This is a genomic window from Modestobacter sp. VKM Ac-2985, from assembly GCF_026967925.1.
Lineage (GTDB): Bacteria > Actinomycetota > Actinomycetes > Mycobacteriales > Geodermatophilaceae > Modestobacter.
Genome location: NZ_JAPVBI010000003.1, coordinates 275,979 through 292,157, shown reverse-complemented (window position 1 = coordinate 292,157; position 16,179 = coordinate 275,979). Strand labels below are relative to the sequence as shown.

At 74.1% G+C, this 16,179-nt stretch carries 16 protein-coding genes; 10 read left to right on the top strand and 6 right to left on the bottom strand.

Annotated features, from left to right (window positions below):
* Positions 1 to 2 precede the first annotated feature (2 nt).
* From O2V61_RS17435 to O2V61_RS17425, 3 genes are all read right to left on the bottom strand, one after another.
* Positions 3 to 1,574 (bottom strand): APC family permease, encoded by a 1,572-nt coding sequence (locus tag O2V61_RS17435; RefSeq protein WP_269184534.1) that lies wholly within the window; start codon positions 1,572 to 1,574, stop codon positions 3 to 5.
* Positions 1,567 to 3,528, bottom strand: a complete 1,962-nt coding sequence (locus O2V61_RS17430; RefSeq protein WP_269184533.1) for a primary-amine oxidase — start codon at positions 3,526 to 3,528, stop codon at positions 1,567 to 1,569. The genes O2V61_RS17435 and O2V61_RS17430 overlap by 8 nt, the downstream gene beginning before the upstream one ends.
* A 180-nt stretch (positions 3,529 to 3,708) precedes the next feature.
* Entirely contained in the window at positions 3,709 to 4,356 is a 648-nt protein-coding gene (locus tag O2V61_RS17425) for a trimeric intracellular cation channel family protein (protein ID WP_269184532.1), read from the bottom strand.
* Positions 4,357 to 4,458: 102 nt separating this feature from the next.
* Here O2V61_RS17425 and O2V61_RS17420 point away from each other — a divergent pair, with 102 nt between their 5' ends.
* Genes O2V61_RS17420 through O2V61_RS17410 form a run of 3 tightly spaced genes read left to right on the top strand, consistent with a single transcriptional unit; the run spans position 4,459 to position 5,757 of the window.
* Positions 4,459 to 4,917, top strand: coding sequence for a helix-turn-helix transcriptional regulator (locus O2V61_RS17420; protein ID WP_269184531.1), 459 nt, complete (start codon positions 4,459 to 4,461; stop codon positions 4,915 to 4,917).
* Positions 4,914 to 5,324: a VOC family protein gene (locus O2V61_RS17415; protein ID WP_269184530.1), complete on the top strand. Its 411-nt coding sequence runs from the start codon at positions 4,914 to 4,916 to the stop codon at positions 5,322 to 5,324. The genes O2V61_RS17420 and O2V61_RS17415 overlap by 4 nt, the downstream gene beginning before the upstream one ends.
* Before the next feature lie 28 nt (positions 5,325 to 5,352).
* Complete coding sequence (locus O2V61_RS17410) at positions 5,353 to 5,757, top strand: hypothetical protein (protein WP_269184529.1); 405 nt, start codon at positions 5,353 to 5,355, stop codon at positions 5,755 to 5,757.
* 126 nt (positions 5,758 to 5,883) lie between these two features.
* On the opposite strand, the gene O2V61_RS17405 is transcribed toward O2V61_RS17410, so the two are convergent.
* Complete coding sequence (locus O2V61_RS17405; RefSeq protein WP_269184528.1) at positions 5,884 to 6,273, bottom strand: hypothetical protein; 390 nt, start codon at positions 6,271 to 6,273, stop codon at positions 5,884 to 5,886.
* Between the two features lie 200 nt (positions 6,274 to 6,473).
* Between O2V61_RS17405 and O2V61_RS17400 the strand changes: the two genes are divergently transcribed.
* Entirely contained in the window at positions 6,474 to 8,039 is a 1,566-nt protein-coding gene (locus O2V61_RS17400; protein WP_269185379.1) for a phospholipase D-like domain-containing protein, read from the top strand.
* Between the two features lie 299 nt (positions 8,040 to 8,338).
* Here the strand turns inward: O2V61_RS17400 and O2V61_RS17395 are convergent, their stop codons facing one another.
* A complete protein-coding gene (locus O2V61_RS17395) occupies positions 8,339 to 9,208 on the bottom strand; it encodes a nucleoside-diphosphate sugar epimerase (protein ID WP_269184527.1) in 870 nt (289 codons plus the stop codon).
* 87 nt (positions 9,209 to 9,295) lie between these two features.
* On the opposite strand from O2V61_RS17395, the gene O2V61_RS17390 reads away from it, so the two are divergent.
* The 4 genes from O2V61_RS17390 to O2V61_RS17375 all read left to right on the top strand — a co-directional run bounded on the left by O2V61_RS17390 (position 9,296) and on the right by O2V61_RS17375 (position 12,743).
* Positions 9,296 to 9,763, top strand: a complete 468-nt coding sequence (locus tag O2V61_RS17390; RefSeq protein WP_269184526.1) for a MarR family winged helix-turn-helix transcriptional regulator — start codon at positions 9,296 to 9,298, stop codon at positions 9,761 to 9,763.
* 48 nt (positions 9,764 to 9,811) lie between these two features.
* Entirely contained in the window at positions 9,812 to 10,729 is a 918-nt protein-coding gene (locus O2V61_RS17385; protein ID WP_269184525.1) for a MerR family transcriptional regulator, read from the top strand.
* A 107-nt stretch (positions 10,730 to 10,836) separates the two neighbouring features.
* On the top strand, positions 10,837 to 11,748 hold the full coding sequence (locus tag O2V61_RS17380; protein WP_269184524.1) for a bacteriorhodopsin-like: 912 nt from the start codon (positions 10,837 to 10,839) through the stop codon (positions 11,746 to 11,748).
* Entirely contained in the window at positions 11,748 to 12,743 is a 996-nt protein-coding gene (locus O2V61_RS17375) for a Brp/Blh family beta-carotene 15,15'-dioxygenase (protein ID WP_269184523.1), read from the top strand. The genes O2V61_RS17380 and O2V61_RS17375 overlap by 1 nt, the downstream gene beginning before the upstream one ends.
* 312 nt (positions 12,744 to 13,055) lie before the next feature.
* Here the strand turns inward: O2V61_RS17375 and O2V61_RS17370 are convergent, their stop codons facing one another.
* Positions 13,056 to 13,781, bottom strand: a complete 726-nt coding sequence (locus O2V61_RS17370; protein WP_269184522.1) for a hypothetical protein — start codon at positions 13,779 to 13,781, stop codon at positions 13,056 to 13,058.
* A gap of 528 nt (positions 13,782 to 14,309) precedes the next feature.
* Between O2V61_RS17370 and O2V61_RS17365 the strand changes: the two genes are divergently transcribed.
* Both O2V61_RS17365 and O2V61_RS17360 read left to right on the top strand, forming a co-directional pair.
* Positions 14,310 to 15,149, top strand: a complete 840-nt coding sequence (locus O2V61_RS17365) for a bacteriorhodopsin (protein ID WP_269184521.1) — start codon at positions 14,310 to 14,312, stop codon at positions 15,147 to 15,149.
* Complete coding sequence (locus tag O2V61_RS17360) at positions 15,109 to 16,146, top strand: Brp/Blh family beta-carotene 15,15'-dioxygenase (RefSeq protein WP_269184520.1); 1,038 nt, start codon at positions 15,109 to 15,111, stop codon at positions 16,144 to 16,146. Before O2V61_RS17365 ends, O2V61_RS17360 begins: the two co-directional genes overlap by 41 nt.
* Positions 16,147 to 16,179 lie beyond the last annotated feature (33 nt).

Here is a 16,179-nt window from a genome sequence, read left to right as displayed (position 1 = left end):
GCTCAGCCCACGACGTCGCGCAGTGCCGGTCGCTGGTCGACGTTCCGCGAGAGCACCGTGCCGACCACCAGCCCGACCAGGAACAGCACGAAGGGCAGCAGCACCAGCGTCCAGCCGGTGGCGCTGAGCTGCCAGGCCGTCACGGTCGGGTCCACGCCCTCGGGGACGGTGCCGGCCAGCAGGCCGAACCGGCCGATCAGCAGGTAGAGCCCGGTGGCCAGGCCGAGGGCGGCCAGCACCGGTGCAGCCAGCGTCGACCACCAGTGGCCCCCGCGCGCCGTCCCGCGGAAGTGCACCAGGACGGCCAGGCAGACGAGGATCTCCACCAGCACGACGGAGATGACCGCCATCCCGGAGGACCAGTAGAAGAGGTTGAGCACCGGGTCCAGGCCGGCCAGGGCGAAGACCACGATGACCGCTCCGGTGAGGACGCTGGTCACGATCGCCCCGATGCCGGGGGCGCCGTGCCGGTTGGTGTCCTGCAGCGCCCCGGGGAAGACCGCGGCCCGGCCCAGGGAGAAGAAGTAGCGGGCGCTGCAGTTCTGGAAGGCCAGCAGCCCGGCGAACAGGCTGGAGAGCACCAGCCAGCTCATCACCGTGGCCAGCCAGTCACCGACGTACGTGGCGGCGACGGAGAACAGCACCGCCGCGGGATCGGCCAGCGGCACACCGTCGACCGAGGACTCCTCGAGCACCCGGGCGACGACGTCGTCGGTGCCCAGTCCGCTCACCACGGCCCAGGAGGCCGCCGCGAAGATGACGGTGATCAGCCCCACCGCGGCGTAGGTGGCCCGCGGCACGGTGCGCTCGGGGTCCTTGCTCTCCTCGCCGTAGATCGCGGTGGCCTCGAAGCCGATGTAGGAGGCGAACGCGAAGGCCAGCGCGATCCCGGCCGAGCCGGCCAGGCCGCCGACGAAGACGTTCTGCGGGGCGAAGGACTCGACGAGGTTCGCCCCGTCGGGGCCGCCGCCCTCGAGCATGACGGCGACGGCGACGACGGCCAGGCTGAGCAGCTCCAGCACCATGAGCGTGCCGAGGACCTTGGCGCCGACGTCGACGCTGACCACCGAGAGGGCGAGCACCAGCGCCCAGGCGGCGAGCGTCCACAGCCACCAGGGGGCGTCGATGCCGAAGGTGGCGTCCATCTGCCCGGCCATCAGGCCGCCGAAGAAGCCGTAGACCGCCAGCTGGATGGTCAGGTAGGCGAACACCGAGACGAACGCCGAGCCGACGCCGGCGGACAGGCCCAGGCCGCGGCCGACGTAGGCGAAGAACGCCCCGGTGTTGGTCACCACCCGGCTCATCGCCGAGAAGGCGGAGGCGAACACCATGAGGACGACCCCGACGGCGACGTAGGCGCCCGGGGCGCCGGCGCCGTTGCCGGCCGCGATGGCCACCGGCACGGCACCGGTCATGCCGACCAGCGGGGCCGCGGCGGCGACGACGAAGAAGACGATGCCGAGGACGCCGAGCCGGCCGGACCTCAGCTGCTCGCCGTCGCTGCCCCGACCGGCCGGCTCGCCGGGGGAGGTCAGCGCGGTCGCGCCGGCCGCGGAGTTCGGGCGCTCACTCACCGGAGGCCTCCGTGGTCGAGCAGGAGGCGGCGCCGCCCGCGCAGTGCGCGGAGGTCGAGGCCGGCACGTCGAGGGTCGGGTTCCGGTCGAAGAAGCCGAACGGCTTGAGCCGGAACCCGGTGTAGTCCACCGGCATGATCGGCCAGTCCTCCGGCCGGGGCACGTGGGTGAGCCCGAAGGTGTGCCACACCACCAGGTCCTGGCCGTCGATGTCGCGGTCGGCCGCGGCGTACTCGGGCAGCCCGGAGCCCCCGCTGTGCTGGTTGACGAAGTCCCCGGCCGAGTAGCGCTCGGCGGGGTCGTAGCGGGTCACCCACAGGTGCCGGGTGGCGAAGGCCGCCCGCCGGGCGATCGAGGACCCCGGGTCCGACAGCAGGGTCGGCAGCCCCTCCGGGTACAGGGCGTACCCGACGGGCTGGCCGACGTGGTTGAGCCGCTCGGGGTTGACGACGTGCCAGACCCGGTCGGTGGCCGGGGAGGCGTCGCGCTGGGCCGCGGACTCGGTGGCCAGGGTGGTGCAGGAGGTGGTGAACGCGTTGCCGCGCTGGTTCTCCGGCCCCATCGGCACCCGGACGACCTCGACCTCGTCGACCCGGTTGGCGACGCCGTCGACCGTCATGTCCAGGCGGGCGCTGAACAGGTGCTGGTGCAGCGGGGCGCCCAGCCCCGGCGCGATCTGCGAGGCGTAGGGGTACTCGTCGCCGGCGTGGGCGGAGGTGAAGACGACGCCGGTGGCCTTGGCCTCGAACTCGATGGTGCCGTCGAGGTAGAGGTACCAGTAGAAGCCGTAGTCGTAGTTGCCCACGGTGGTGAAGAAGGAGACCACCAGCCGCCGCTGCCGGCGGGTCTGCTGCGAGCCGCTCCACAGGTCGGTGTGCTTCCAGAGGATCCCGTAGTCCTCCTCGTGGATGCAGACCGCGTTGGGCAGGGTTCGGGGGTTGCCCTGCTCGTCGGCGATGACCGCGTCCAGGTAGGTGATGTCGCCGAGGCAGTCGCAGCCGAGCTCGAGGGCGTTGGCGTAGCGGCCGACCAGGTACTCGCCGGTGTCGAAGTAGTTCTGCCAGGAGCGCACCGGGTTGGGGTCGGCGTAGGGGACGACCATCTCGGCGATCGAGGCGCGGTAGACGATCGGCCGGACCCCGGCGCCCTCGTCGAACCCGATCTGGTGCAGCACGAGGCCCTCGCGGGTGTCGAAGCCGACTCGCAGGGACCACTTCTCCCAGCTGAGCACGTTGCCCTCCAGGGACAGGCTCGACCCCTCGGGCTGGGTGATCTCGATCGGCTTCTGGGTGGTCCGCGGTGGGCCGCTGACCGCCGGGTCGTCGTAGTTGCCCGAGCCGGTGGGCACCGGGACGGCGCCGGTGTCGATGACCTGGTCGACGACCCGGTTGATCGTGTCGACGTAGGCGACCAGCCCGTCGATCGGGTGCGCCCAGGCGGAGTCCGTCGGCGTCTCCTGCCAGAAGGCCAGCCCGCGCAGGACGCGGCGCCCCGCCTCGTCCGGGTACTCCTCGTACGCGCCGGCCGACAGCGGGGCCACCCGGACCTGGGCGACGTCCAGGTCGCGGGCGGCCAGGGCAGCCAGCCACCGCTCGTCGGTGGACAGCAGCTGCTCGACGAGCTCGAACTCCTCGTCCAGCACCGGGAGCTGACCGGAGGTGGCGGTGTCCAGCTCGACCGCCGTGACGACCTCACCGGCGGTGGCGTCGACCACGACGTCCCGGGAGACCTGCGAGGCCAGGTCCAGCAGCAGGACCCGGAAGCGCCGGGTGACCGGCTCCCCGGGGCGGTGGGCCAGCACCTCGGCCTTCGGCGGCTCCTGGAGGCCGACGTAGACGAAGCGGGTGCTGTCGACGACCAGGCCGGCCGCGGTGGTGATCCGCCGGACCTCCTCGATCTCCGCGGCCTGGACGGGGTCCAGGGGATGGGTCAGCTGGAGCTGGGTGGTGGTCATGGCTGCACCTCGGAACGTCTACGGATGTTGACGAATGCGGGTGCGCGGCAACGAGGTCGTCCGCGCGATGTGCCGGACAGCGTGCCCCACGTCACGTTTCAGCGGAAGACCCTTGTGTGACGTTCAGGTCAACTTCCTCCGCGGGGAGGTCCGAGCCGGGTCGCCCCTGCGGGCGGACGGTCAGGCGCCGTCCGGCCGGCGGGCGCGCGGTGTCCGGGGCATCGGGGCGTTCCAGCCGAAGCGGACACCGAGCATCCGGACGGTGAAGCACACGGTCGCCGCGCCGACGGCCGCAGCGGCCCCGTAGACGTCGAGCTCGAGGGCCACCACGGTGACGGTGGCGCCGATCAGCGCCGGGATCGCGTACAGGCCACTGCGGAAGATCGACGGGACCTGGCCGATCAGGACGTCGCGCAGTGTTCCCCCGCCCACCCCGGTGAGCGCGCCGAGCAGCACCGCCTGCGTCGGGCCGAGGCCGAGGGCGAGGGCCTTGCTGGCGCCGGTGACCGCGAACAGGCTCAGCCCCGCGGCGTCGAGCACCGTGATCGGGGTGTTCAGCCGGTCCAGCCCGGGCCCGAGGACGAAGGCGACCAGCCCGCCGCCGGCGGCCACCGCCAGGTATCGCCAGTCGCTGAACGTCGCCGGCGGCAGGGCGCCGAGCAGGACGTCCCGGATGATCCCGCCGCCGAGGGCCGTGGTCATCCCCAGCGTGATGACGCCGACGATGTCGAGCCGGGTCACCCGCAGCGCGGTCAGCGCACCGTTCAGCGCGAAGGCGAACGTGCCGACGAGGTCGAGGGTGAGCAGCAGTGTCGCCTCGGTGCTCACCGGTCGGTTCTACCAGCGTGCGCCTCGGTGACCGCACCGGCCGGGCACTCCCGCGCGCGAAGGGCTGTCGTGCGACCGGGGTGCCTCCCTACGCTCGCGCACGTGGCCGGTGGACCCGACTCGGAGCAGCGCCTGAGCGACCTGGTGCTGCTGCGCCGGGTGCGGGACCGGATCGACCGCGAGTACGCACAGCCGCTGGACGTCGCCGCGCTCGCCCGTGGGGTGCACGTGTCGGCCGGGCACCTGAGCCGGGAGTTCAAGCGGGCGTACGGGGAGTCGCCGTACGCCTACCTGATGACCCGACGGATCGAGCGCGCGATGACGCTGCTGCGGCGCGGGGACCTCAGCGTGACCGACGTCTGCTTCGCCGTCGGCTGCGGGTCGCTGGGCACCTTCAGCACCCGCTTCACCGAACTGGTCGGGATGCCCCCGAGCGTCTACCGCGAGCAGGCCGCCCGGGGGAGCGCGGGGATCCCGCCGTGCCTGGCCAAGCAGGCGACCAGACCGGTCAGGAATCGAGAAGCCCGGGCGCCGGTGCCGGCCCTAGCGTCGGGGCCATGAACCTGACCATCCACTACGCGTTCCTGCCGCACACCGACCCGGAGGCCTCGGTGGCCTTCTACCGCGACGTCCTCGGTTTCGAGGTCCGCAAGGACGTCGGCTACGAGGACATGCGCTGGGTCACCGTGGGCCCACCCGACCAGCCGCAGACCTCCATCGTCCTGCACCCGCCGGCCGTCGACCCGACCATCACCGACGAGGAGCGCCGCACGGTCCTCGAGCTGATCGCCAAGGGCAACTACGCCGCGATCACCCTGGCCACCGACGACCTCGACGGCACCTTCGGCACGATCGCGGCCAGTGGCGCCGAGGTGCTGCAGGAGCCGACGGACCAGGACTACGGGGTCCGCGACTGCGCGTTCCGCGACCCGACGGGCAACCTGATCCGGATCAACCAGCTGACCTGATTCCGCCGGGGCCCTACGGTGCGGTGGCATGGTGCCCCGCTCCACACTCGTCGCCGTGTCGGCGGCCCAGTTGGCCGCCCAGCTGGCCGGTCACGTCGTCGCGCTGCGGCGGCGCCGGCACTTCGACGTCCCGTTCCTGACCGGGAGCCCGGACCACGTCGTCCGTGACTGGCTCTGGTTCGGCACGGCCTTCAGTGCACCGCCGTACCTGCTCGGGCCGCAGGTCTGGGCGACCGCCCGGCTGCTCCGCGGGCCGGACGACCGGGCCCGCTGGGTGCTCCGGTGGCTCGGCGCCGGGCTGACGTTCGGCTACCTGAGCGAGCGCTGCACCCGCCTCCGGGTCAGCCCCGGCGGGTTCGACCCGGTCGAGACCCCGGTGGTGGCGACCGGGTGGGGGTGCGCGGTGGCCCTGGCCGTCCTCGCCCGCCGCTGACGACCGGTCAGCCGGGCAGCGGGGCACCGGCGAGTCACCGGGCTCGACGCGACCGCCGAACGACGGATCGCCGAGGTCGTCCGGCCCGCCGCAGGCTGACCCGGGCGGCGACAGGGAGCGGTGCAGTCACCCGTCGGCGTGGTGGTCGAGCACCTCGGCCTCGCGCCGTAGCCGGCCGGCGGCCTCGTGCTGCCCGAGGCCGTCGTAACGGTCGGCCTCGGTCCGGCGGTCCATGATCTCTGCGCGCAGGAGGGCGCGGACGTCGCCGATCGACAGGGCGCGGCGGTCCGCCTCGGTGGAACCGACCCCGATCCGGGTGCCGGCGAGGTGTGCGTTCGTGGCTCCGGTCGCGGTCCCCGGCGCGACGACGGCCTCGGCGTTGTCGATCGCCGCCAGGGCGCTGCGCAACGCGGCGACGGCGTCGGCCCGGCGCGACCTCATCGCGGCGACGAGCTCCGTGCGCAGCGCCGCACGCAGCGACCGCGCGTCGTCGGTGGAGTCGGTGTTCCCGTCCATCCGTCCTCCCTGCCTCTGCCGGTGTGGTCCACGGTCCCGCCGCAGCCGGTCGGGTCCGGTCGAGAGCACCCTCCCAGCCGCCGGGCCGGTCAGCAGCTGAGTTCTGTCGCTGGGGGACGGCGGCGCTGCGCGGCCGTGTCCCCGGTTCGAGGGAGTCGGTTCTTGGTGCGACCCACGGAGACGGGCACACTCCGGACGTGATGCACGACGGCCAGGCGACGACCGGCTCCGACACCGACCCCGGACTCCCGGCCTCCCGCAGCGAGGGCGGCCTGCCGGTGGAGGGCGCACGACTGTTGATCCCCGGGGAGACCTGCTGGCGGATCGAGCGGGCCGACCGCTTCGCCGTCTTCGTCGACGCGGCCGAGTACTTCGCCACCCTCAAGCGTGCCGTGCTGCGCGCGCAGCGGCGGGTGCTGTTCATCGGCTGGGACTTCGACCCGCGCATCCGGCTGGACCCGCTCGCCGGCGGCCGGCCGAAGGACGACCGGCTCGGCGCCGTGCTGGAACGGGCGGTGGCGCAGAACCCGCAGCTGGAGATCGGCGTCCTCCAGTGGGACCTCGGGATGCTCCGCGCGCTCGGTCGGGGACTGCAGCCCATCGTGCTGCTGGACCGGCGCACCTCCGACCGCCTCACCCTCGCCATCGACACCCATCACCCGGTCGGCGGCGCACACCACCAGAAGATCGTGGTCATCGACGACTGCCTGGCCTTCACCGGCGGCATCGACGTCACGGCGGACCGGTGGGACACCCCCGACCACTCCGACGTCAACCCGCACCGGCGTTCCCCGGCGCCGGGCCGGGCCGAGGGGCGGCCGGCCGGACCGTGGCACGACGCGACGAGCATGCTGACCGGGCCCGCTGCCCGAGCCGTCGCCGAGCTCGCCCGCACCCGGTGGGAGAGCGGCACCGGGGAGCGCCTGGAGCCGCTGACCGAGGAGCGGACGTGCTGGCCCGAGGAGGTCGAGCCGCTCCTCACCGACGTGGACGTCGCCATCGCCCGCACGCGGCCCGAGCACGACGGCGTGGACCTGGTGCACGAGATCGAGCTGCTGTGGCTGGCCGGCATCGCCGCGGCCCGCCGGTCGATCTACGTGGAGAGCCAGTACTTCGCCAGCCGCCGGATCGCCGAGGCGATCGCCGAGCGGCTGCGTGAGCCCGACGGCCCGGAGGTCGTCGTGCTCAACCCGTGGACCGCCGACGGCTGGCTGTCGGAGAAGGCGATGGGCACCGCGCGCGCCCGGGTGCTGGAGATCGTCCGCGAGGCCGACGTGCACGACCGGTTCCGGCTCTACTGCCCGGTGACCGAGCAGCGCGAGCCGATCTACGTGCACGCCAAGGTCGCCGTCATCGACGACCGGCTGCTGCGCCTGGGCTCCAGCAACGTGAACAACCGGTCGATGGGCCTGGACACCGAGTGCGACCTGGCGATCGAGGCGGTGGAGGGCCGGCCGGGCGACGACCGGGTGGCCGCGACCATCCTCGCCTTCCGTGACCGGCTGCTCGCCGAGCACCTCGGGTGCACGCCGGACGACGTCGCCGCCGCTGTCGCCGACACCGGCTCGCTGGTGCAGGGCATCGAGCGGCTGCGCCGGCCGACCGGTCGATCGGTGGTGCCCTTCGAGCCGCCCGAGCTCGGTCCGGTCGACCGGGCGCTCGCCGAGTCCGAGGTGCTGGACCGCGAGAAGACCCCCAACCGCTGGCGCCGGGTCGAACGGTGGTTCGCCGGCGGTCGGCGACCGCGGAACCGGGTCCGCGCCTGACCTCGCGGCTGTGCCGGCTCGTACATGGACTGCGCAGTCGCTGGGTACGGCCTGGTCCAACCGACCCGGAGGAGGAACCGACATGGGGATCGTGTCCGGACTGATCAAGGCCAACCTGCTCAAGAAGCTGCTCAGCCGCCTCACCGGCAGCCGTCGCACGAAGTGACCCACTCGACCGGCCTGAGCCGGTCGGAGGCGGTGCCCGCGGGCACCGCGCACCAGCCCCCACGGCGTCACACCGTGGGGGCTGGTCCGTGTCCGCGGGCGCGCAGTCACCCGAGGACGTGGGTCGGCCGGCGTCAGCTCGGGACCGTCAGGGACGGCCCGTAGTCGGCCAGGAACGCCTCCAATGACCGCGCCGGCCGTCCGGTCACGTGCTGGACGGCGTCGGTCACGACGGCGAAGCTGCCGGCCTGCACGCGCTCGAACGTCACCGCGGTGATCTCCCGCTCGAAGCCCTCGGTCCCGGCCAGCGCCTCGGCGACGGTGATCTCCCGGTGGGCCATGGGGCGCCCGGTGGCCCGGGAGATCAGCTCCGCGGTGCGGGACAGCGAGAGCGCGGCCGGACCGGTGAGCTCGTACACCTGACCGTCGTGCCCCTCCTCGAGCAGCGCACGCTCGGCCACGGCGGCGATGTCCCGGGCATCGATCCACGCAAGGCTCGCGCCCCCACTGGCGAACGGCAGCTCACCGGTGCCGGTGAGCTGGTCGAGGTAGAAGCGTGGGTCGGTGAGCACCTGCATGAACCAGCTCGGGCGCAGCACCGTCCAGCTGTGGCCGCCGGTGCGCACCGCGCGTTCGGCCCGCGGCGCCCACCCGGCCGGCCCGGTGTGGTCGGCGTCCTGCTCGGACAGCAGGACGACGTGCGCCCGGGGTGGCGTCACCTCCAGGAGCGCTCCGATCAGCTCCGGCGCGTCCGCGCGATCCGGCCGGACGAGGTAGAGCGCGTCGACGCCGCCGATCGCCGCCGACCAGCCGGCCGGCCGGTCCCAGGAGAACTCGGTCGGCCGGACCCCGGCGACGTCCACCGTCTCCGGGTTGCTGCTGCCGCCGAGCACCTCGACGCCCGGCCGGGCGACGAGCAGCTCCGCCAGCGGGGCGCCGGTCTTCCCGCGCACCCCGGTGACCAGGACGCGGGTCGTCGTCGTTCCGCCGTGTTCGACCGCCATGGGGACCTCCTCCGATTGATTGAGCCACTCAAGTTCTTGCCGTCATGGTGGCACGGCTACTTGAGTCCATCAAGTAACCTTCGCGCCGTGGCAGACGACGCGAGCACGCTGCAGCAGCAGGTGTGGGACTTCGTGTACGCCTACGACGCGGCGTACGACCGCGCGGCGCAGGCGGTCGGGTTGAGCGCTGCGCAGGCCTGCCTGCTCGGCGAGCTGACCCAGGGCACCAGGGCGATGGGCGACCTCGCCGTCGAGCTGCTCTGCGACCCGTCGAACGTCACCCAGCTCGTCGCCCGGCTGGAGGCCCGCGGGCTGGTGACCCGGCTGCCCGATCCGGCGGACCGGCGGGTCAAGCGGGTCTCGATCACCCCGGCCGGGAGACGCGAGCACCGCGCCGTCCGGCGTGCCTTCGGCTTCCCCGACGACCGGCTCGGTCACCTGACGGGGGAGGAGCAGCGGCAGCTGTCCGTGCTGCTGGCGAAGGTGCTGGCTCCCGGCCCCGGCGCTGCCGCAGAGAGTGCGTCCACCGCCCCGGACGGCGAACGCCCCGCATGATGGGGTGTGGCCGACGGGCGATCGACCGGTTCGACAGCACCGCTGGGCGTGGGTGCCGCGGCCGCCCGGCTCGGGGTGGCACCCGAGACGTTGCGCAGCTGGGGTCGTCGCTACGGGCTGGCGCCCAGCGGGCGCACCTCCGGTGGGCACCGCAGGTACGACGACGAGGACATGACCCGGCTGGTCCTCATGCAGCGGCTCGTGGCCTCCGGGGTGGCCCCCGCCGAGGCCGCCCGCCGAGTCCTCACGGGTGACTCCTCGCCCCGGGACGGCGACCAGCCCGCCGCACCGGCCGTCGGCGGACGCCGGGCCGGCGCCGGTGGGACCGTGCTGGCACTCCCCGACGCGCCGCCGGAGGCCCGCGGGCTGGCCCGGGCCGCGGCCCGCCTGGACGCGGGCGCCGTGCACGCGATCCTCGGAGACCTGTTGGTGGAGCGGGGGACCATCGCCACCTGGGACACCGTGCTGCGACCGGTCCTGGTCGCGGCCGGGCTCCGGTGGGAGCAGACCGGGGCGGGCATCGACGTGGAGCACCTGCTCAGCGAGGCGGTCACCGAGACCCTGCGCGCCCACCGGGCCTGCCAGCGCAAGCCCGACCCGGGGCGGATCGTGCTGCTGACCTCCCCGCCCGGCGACTGGCACGTGCTGCCGTTGCACGTGCTCGCCGCCGCGCTCGCCGAGCGTCGCACGCCGGCGCAGGTGCTGGGGCAGCTCCCGGTGTCCGCGCTGGTGTCCGCCGTCCGCCGGACCGGCGCCTCGGGGGTCTTCATCTGGAGCCAGCGACCGCCGCAGTCCGCGGAGCAGACCGGGCAGCAGTTCCCGGTCGACGCGCTGCCCACCTCCCGGGCCCCGCGCGCACTGGTCGCCGGCGGCCCCGGATGGGCCCACGGCGTCCTCGACCGGCGGGTGGTGGTGTCCGAGAGCCTCGCCGACGCCGTCGACCTGCTGGCCGCCACACCGCGCTGAAACCTGTGCAACTCGACCAGGACAACGGAAAGGCGTAGACCCGCCCCAACCGGAAACGGTTGCGGCCCGCCGACCGACGGGGCGCGGTCACCCTCGAAGGGGTCCCGATGGTCCAGGCAGCTGCCGTCAACATCCCGTCGCTCTCCGCGACGAACTACTCCACGGTCTACAACCTGTTCTCGCTCGCCATCGCCTGTCTGCTGTTCACCTCGCTGTACCTGCTGGTCTCCCAGCGGCAGGTCATCCGCCAGTACCGCAATGCGGTGGTGGTCTCCGCGATCGTCTGTGGGATCGCCGCGTACCACTACTTCCGGATCTTCAACAACTTCCAGGAGAGCTACCCGGCCGGGGCGACCATCGACGCCCCGCACCAGCTGTCCAACGTCGAGTTCAACGAGGGCTACCGCTACGTCGACTGGTTGCTCACCGTCCCGCTGCTCCTCTTCGAGACGGTCGCGGTGATGGCCCTCGGGCGGGCGGCGGCGAAGAAGCTGCTCGTCAAGCTGATCCCGGCATCGGCGCTGATGATCGCGCTGGGCTACCCGGGCGAGCTGGCCAACGAGGTCGGCCCCCGGCTGCTGTGGGGCACGCTGTCGACGATCCCGTTCCTCTACCTGCTGTACGTGCTCTTCGTGGAGCTGTCCCGGTCGCTGGACCGGCAGCCACCGGAGGTGGTGCACACCATCAAGATGCTGCGGCTCGCCCTCGTCGGGCTCTGGGGCGTCTACCCGATCGCCTACCTGTTCCCGATCCTGGGCGGGGACTTCTTCGGCGGTGAGGGTGGCTTCGTGCTCAAGCAGGTCGGCTACTCCCTCGCCGACATCTTCGCCAAGGCCGCCTACGGCCTGGCCATCTACAAGGTGGCCCGGGTGAAGAGCCGGCTGGCCGATCCGTCCTACGACGACGACCACTCGGTACCCGCGACCGCAGCAGGGGACGGGGCGCACGCCGGGGACGAGGTCCTGACCACGGCGGGGGCCCCGACCGGGAACGGCGCACGGGCCAGCCGGACCAGCTGATGCCGGGCTCCTCGGTGGTGCGCCGGCCCCCCTCCCGGGCCGGCGCACCACCCCGGGGGCCCCGCCGGCCGGTCCGGGCGGTCGGTCCCGCCCTGGCCGTCGGTGCTCTCGGCGCCCAGCTGCTCGTCCCCGAGGCGCTCGCCCAGGTCGCGCCCGCCGTCGCGCTGGCCGGCATCGTGCTGGGCGTCCCGCACGGCGCGGTCGACCACATGGTGCCGTTCTGGACCAGCGGACGGCGGCCAGCAGCCGCGGCGCTGGCCCGGGTGCTCGCCGGCTACACGGCGGTGGCCGGGCTGGCGGTGGGCGCGCTGCTGCTGGCGCCGACGGCCACCGTCGTGGTCTTCCTGCTCGCCTCGGCCGTCCACTTCGGCCGGGCCGAGGTCGTGGTCTCCGCGGAGGACGCCGGCCGGCAGGTGCCCGGACCGGGGCAGGACTGGTGGCCGACGGCGGCGCACGGCCTGGCGGTGGTAGCGGTGCCGCTGGTGCTGTGGCCGGGGCCGTCGGCCGACGTCCTGGGGCGCATCGCACCTGGCTGGCAGGAGCCGCTGCCGCTCGCCGGCCGCGCCGCCCTGGGGCTGGGCTGCCTGGTCGTGCTGGTGGTCGCCCTCCGGCTCCAGGTGGGGGCCGGTCGGCGACGCGAGGCGGCCGAGCTGGCCGGGGTCGCCGCGCTGTTCGTCGTGGTGCCCCCGCTGGTGGCCTTCGGGGTGTGGTTCGCGGGCTGGCACGCCCTGCGGCACACCGAGCGGCTGGTCTCGCTGCTGCGCACGACGTCCCCGACGCAGGGGACCTGGTCGGCGGTGCGGCGGTTCGCCGCCCATGCGGCGCTGCCCACCCTGGTCACCCTGGCGGCCGTCGTCGTCCTCGCCGGTGGGGACGCCTCGGCGGTCGCGGTGAGCGCGGCGCTCGCCGTCCTGGTCGCGCTCACCTTCCCGCACGTCCTGACCGTCCAGGCGCTGGACCGCTGGGCCGCCGAGCAGGGCCGCACCCGCCCCTGACCGGCGGGACCGCGGGACTGCGGGACTGCCGGGGACGTCGGCGTCGTGCCGGCCCGGCCTGATCTCCTGGCACGTACGCGGCACGGAACCCCGCCGGGCTCTCCACCGTCGTGGTCGCCATGGCCCCGCAGGCGCTGGCGGCGTCACGGAACGCGGCCGCGAGCCACCGGACGGTGGGCCTGGCCCCGGTCGTGGGCGCACGTTCCCCGGCCTCCGTGCGCGCGGCGCTGACTGCCCCGGCCCCGTCCCCGTCGGGACCTGACCGGTGCCGGTGCGATGGTCGAGCACCCCCTCCGGCAGCTGCGCGTCGCCTCAGTGGCCTAGGGGACGGACGTCGGCGCTGGTGGGCAGCGGCGCAGCGGCCGCAGGGGGCAGCGGGGGCATCGCCGGCGGGGCGGTGAGCTCCTGGTAGGCGGCGGTGTGCGCCCGCAGCGCGGTGACCGCCTCGGCGACGTCCGCCGTCGTCCGGCCGGTCGGCGCGACGGCCCGCTCCGCCTGGAGCACCGCGTCGCAGACGTCGGCGACCGTCTCCAGGTACGCCCGCGCCTCCGGTTCCGGGTCGTCCCGGCCGGTCGGCTCGGGGTCCATGGCCCGCTGCCGCAGGCGCTGCTCGAGCCGGTTGCCCTCGGCCGCCAGGGACGGGAGCAGGTCCGGCACGTCGCCGAGGTGGGCACCGGCAGCCCGGGCGGCGGCCACCTGCCGGCGAAGCCGGTCGCGGGCGCGGGCGACCTCGAGCTGGAGCTCCGCGGCCGTGCGCCGCCGGCCCGGCGGCAGGCGGCGGGCAGCGACCGCGGTGGCTCCCTGCACGCCGAGCTCGCGGCTGCGCGAGGCGAGTTCCCGGCTCCGGGCCACCAGGGGGCTGCGCCGCACCCGTCGGACGACGAGCCACCCGGCGAGCAGGGCCATCAGCAGGAAGGTCACGAACACGCCACCGAGGACGGCGAGCACCGTGCTGTCGAGCGAGAGCAGCCACGACAGCTCGTCGTCGGCCCGCACGTCGAGTGCGCCGGCCGGGCTGGTCGGCAGCGGGGTGGTCATGGTGCTCCTCGAAGGGACGACGGGCCCGTCGTCCGGACGACGATCGGCTGCCGGACCAACGTCCCGGCGGCCTCCAGCGGTTCCCTGGCCGTGCCGGGTGCCCAGCGACGACGGCTGACCCGGCAACGGCCGGCAGACCGAGCCCGTGCGGTGCCCGGTCCAGATGCGGCGGCCTCGGTCCGCCGCCCCGGTGGGTGCGGGCACGCTCCCGGGGGCGGTCGACGCCGACGAGTGTGGTGAGCACGCCCGAGGGGACGAGAAGGAACCGGGATGGACCTCGCCGAGCGGTTCGACGAGGCGCTGGCCGCCGAACTGCCCGACCGCGACGGCGACCTGGACCACCTGCCTATGCGACTGGCCGGTGAGGACCCCCCTGGGTGGTGACCGTTCTCGAGCGTCCGGCCGGTCGGCCCGGCGTCCGGGTCAGCTCGGGCGCCGACCACTGCATCCACCGCGCTGCCGGTGGGGGAAGAACTGCTCGTCCGTGATCGAGCAGAGGCACGAGGCCGCAATCCGACAGGAGACCGCGTGAACGTCGAGAACACCTTCACCTACGACTTCTTCCAGTACACGATCGTGTCCCACGTCTTCACCGTCGGCTACGCCGCGATGGCGGCCGGGCTGGTGTACTTCGTGCTCACCAGCAAGAACTCCCTGCCGAGGTACCAGCTCTCCTCGACCCTGTCCGCGGTCGTGATGGTGTCGGCGTTCCTGGAGCTGCTGGTCATCTCCCAGAAGTGGGAGAGCGCCTTCCGCTGGGACGGCGAGGCGTTCAGCCAGACGGACGCGTTGTTCTCCAACGGCTACCGGTACATGAACTGGTCGATCGACGTCCCGGTGCTGCTCCTGCAGATGCTGATCGTGCTCGGGGTGACCGGCGCCGCCTTCCGTCGCGGCTGGATCATGTTCACCGTCGCCGGGCTGGGGATGGTCTACACCGGCTACGTCGGCCAGTTCTACGAGGTCGAGCGCAGCGCCCCCTTCTGGGTCTGGGGGTCGATCAGCACGGTCTTCTTCCTGGTCATCCTGGCGCTGGTGTACCGCACCGTGTACGGCAACGTCGGCCGGCTGCCGGCTGAGGTGCGCCCGCTGGTCAAGGCCGTGTGGTGGCTGCTGCTGGTCTCCTGGATGCTCTACCCCGGTGCCTACCTGATGCCGGCGATCTGGGACTCCGCCGACGGCGTGGTCGCCCGGCAGATCACCTACACCGTCGCCGACGTCACGTCGAAGGTGGTCTACGGGATCCTGCTGGCGGTCATCGCCCGCAAGGTGAGCAAGCACGAGGGCCACGACGAGGCCGTCGCCTCCGACGTCACCATGCCCCGCGGTGGCATCACCGAGGTGGCTGCTCCCGGCCGGGCCGCCTGATCCGCCGGACGGCGTCGTGACGGCAGAGGCGCCGCGGCGGGTGACCGCGCTGACGACCCGGCTGTCGGTCGGGGTCGTCGGCGCGGCCGTCGCGGCGGCCCTGCTGCTGCCCGAGCAGCTCTCGGCGTGGGCGCTGGGGATCCTGGCCGCCGGGGTGCTGGTCGGGTTGCCGCACGGGGCGGTCGACCACCTGGTCCCGGACTGGGTGGCCGGCCGCCCGGGGCGGATGCTGCGGCCCGGGGTGCTCACCGGCTATGCCGCCGCGGCCCTGGTGGCGCTGGGCGCCCTCCTCGTGGCGCCGGTGGTGAGCCTGCTGCTGCTGTTCGCCGTCTCCGCGGTGCACTTCGGCATGGGCGAGGTGGCGTTCGAGGCCGAGCGGTCGGGAACCCCCTGGCGGCCCGCCCTGCGGGACGTCGCACCGGTGGTGGGCCTGGGCGGGCTCCCCGTCGCGGTCCCGCTCGCGCGGTGGCCCGACGAGGCGGACCGGGTGCTGGCGGCGCTGGCCCCGGAGCTGCCGGCCCTGCTGACCCCTGGCGTCCGGCAGGTCGCGCTCGCGGTCGTCGGCCTGGCGTTGCTCGGCACGGTGCTCGGCGCGCTGGCGCGGGGCCGGCCCGGGTGGGCGGCCGAGGCCGGCGTGCTGGCCGCGCTCTTCGCGCTCGCGCCGCCGGCTGCCGCGTTCGGGGTCTACTTCGGTGGCTGGCACGCGGTGCGGCACATCGGCCGCCTGCTCGTGCTCGACCCGCGCAACGCCGACGACCTCGCCGCCGGCCGGCTCGGGGCGCCGCTGCGCCGCTACGCCGCCGCGGCCGCGGCTCCCACCGGGGTGGCCCTCACCGGCATCGCGTTGCTGGTGCTCAGCGCCCAGCGGCCCGACTGGACCGCCGGTGCCCTGGCCGTCCTGCTGGGCCTCACGGTGCCGCACATGGCCGTGGTCGCACTGCTCGACCGGCGGGCGGGCCGGCCACACGCCGGCCAGCGGGCGGCGGCCGGGGGATGAGGGCCCAGCCGGCCGCCCGTGTCCGGCCACCCG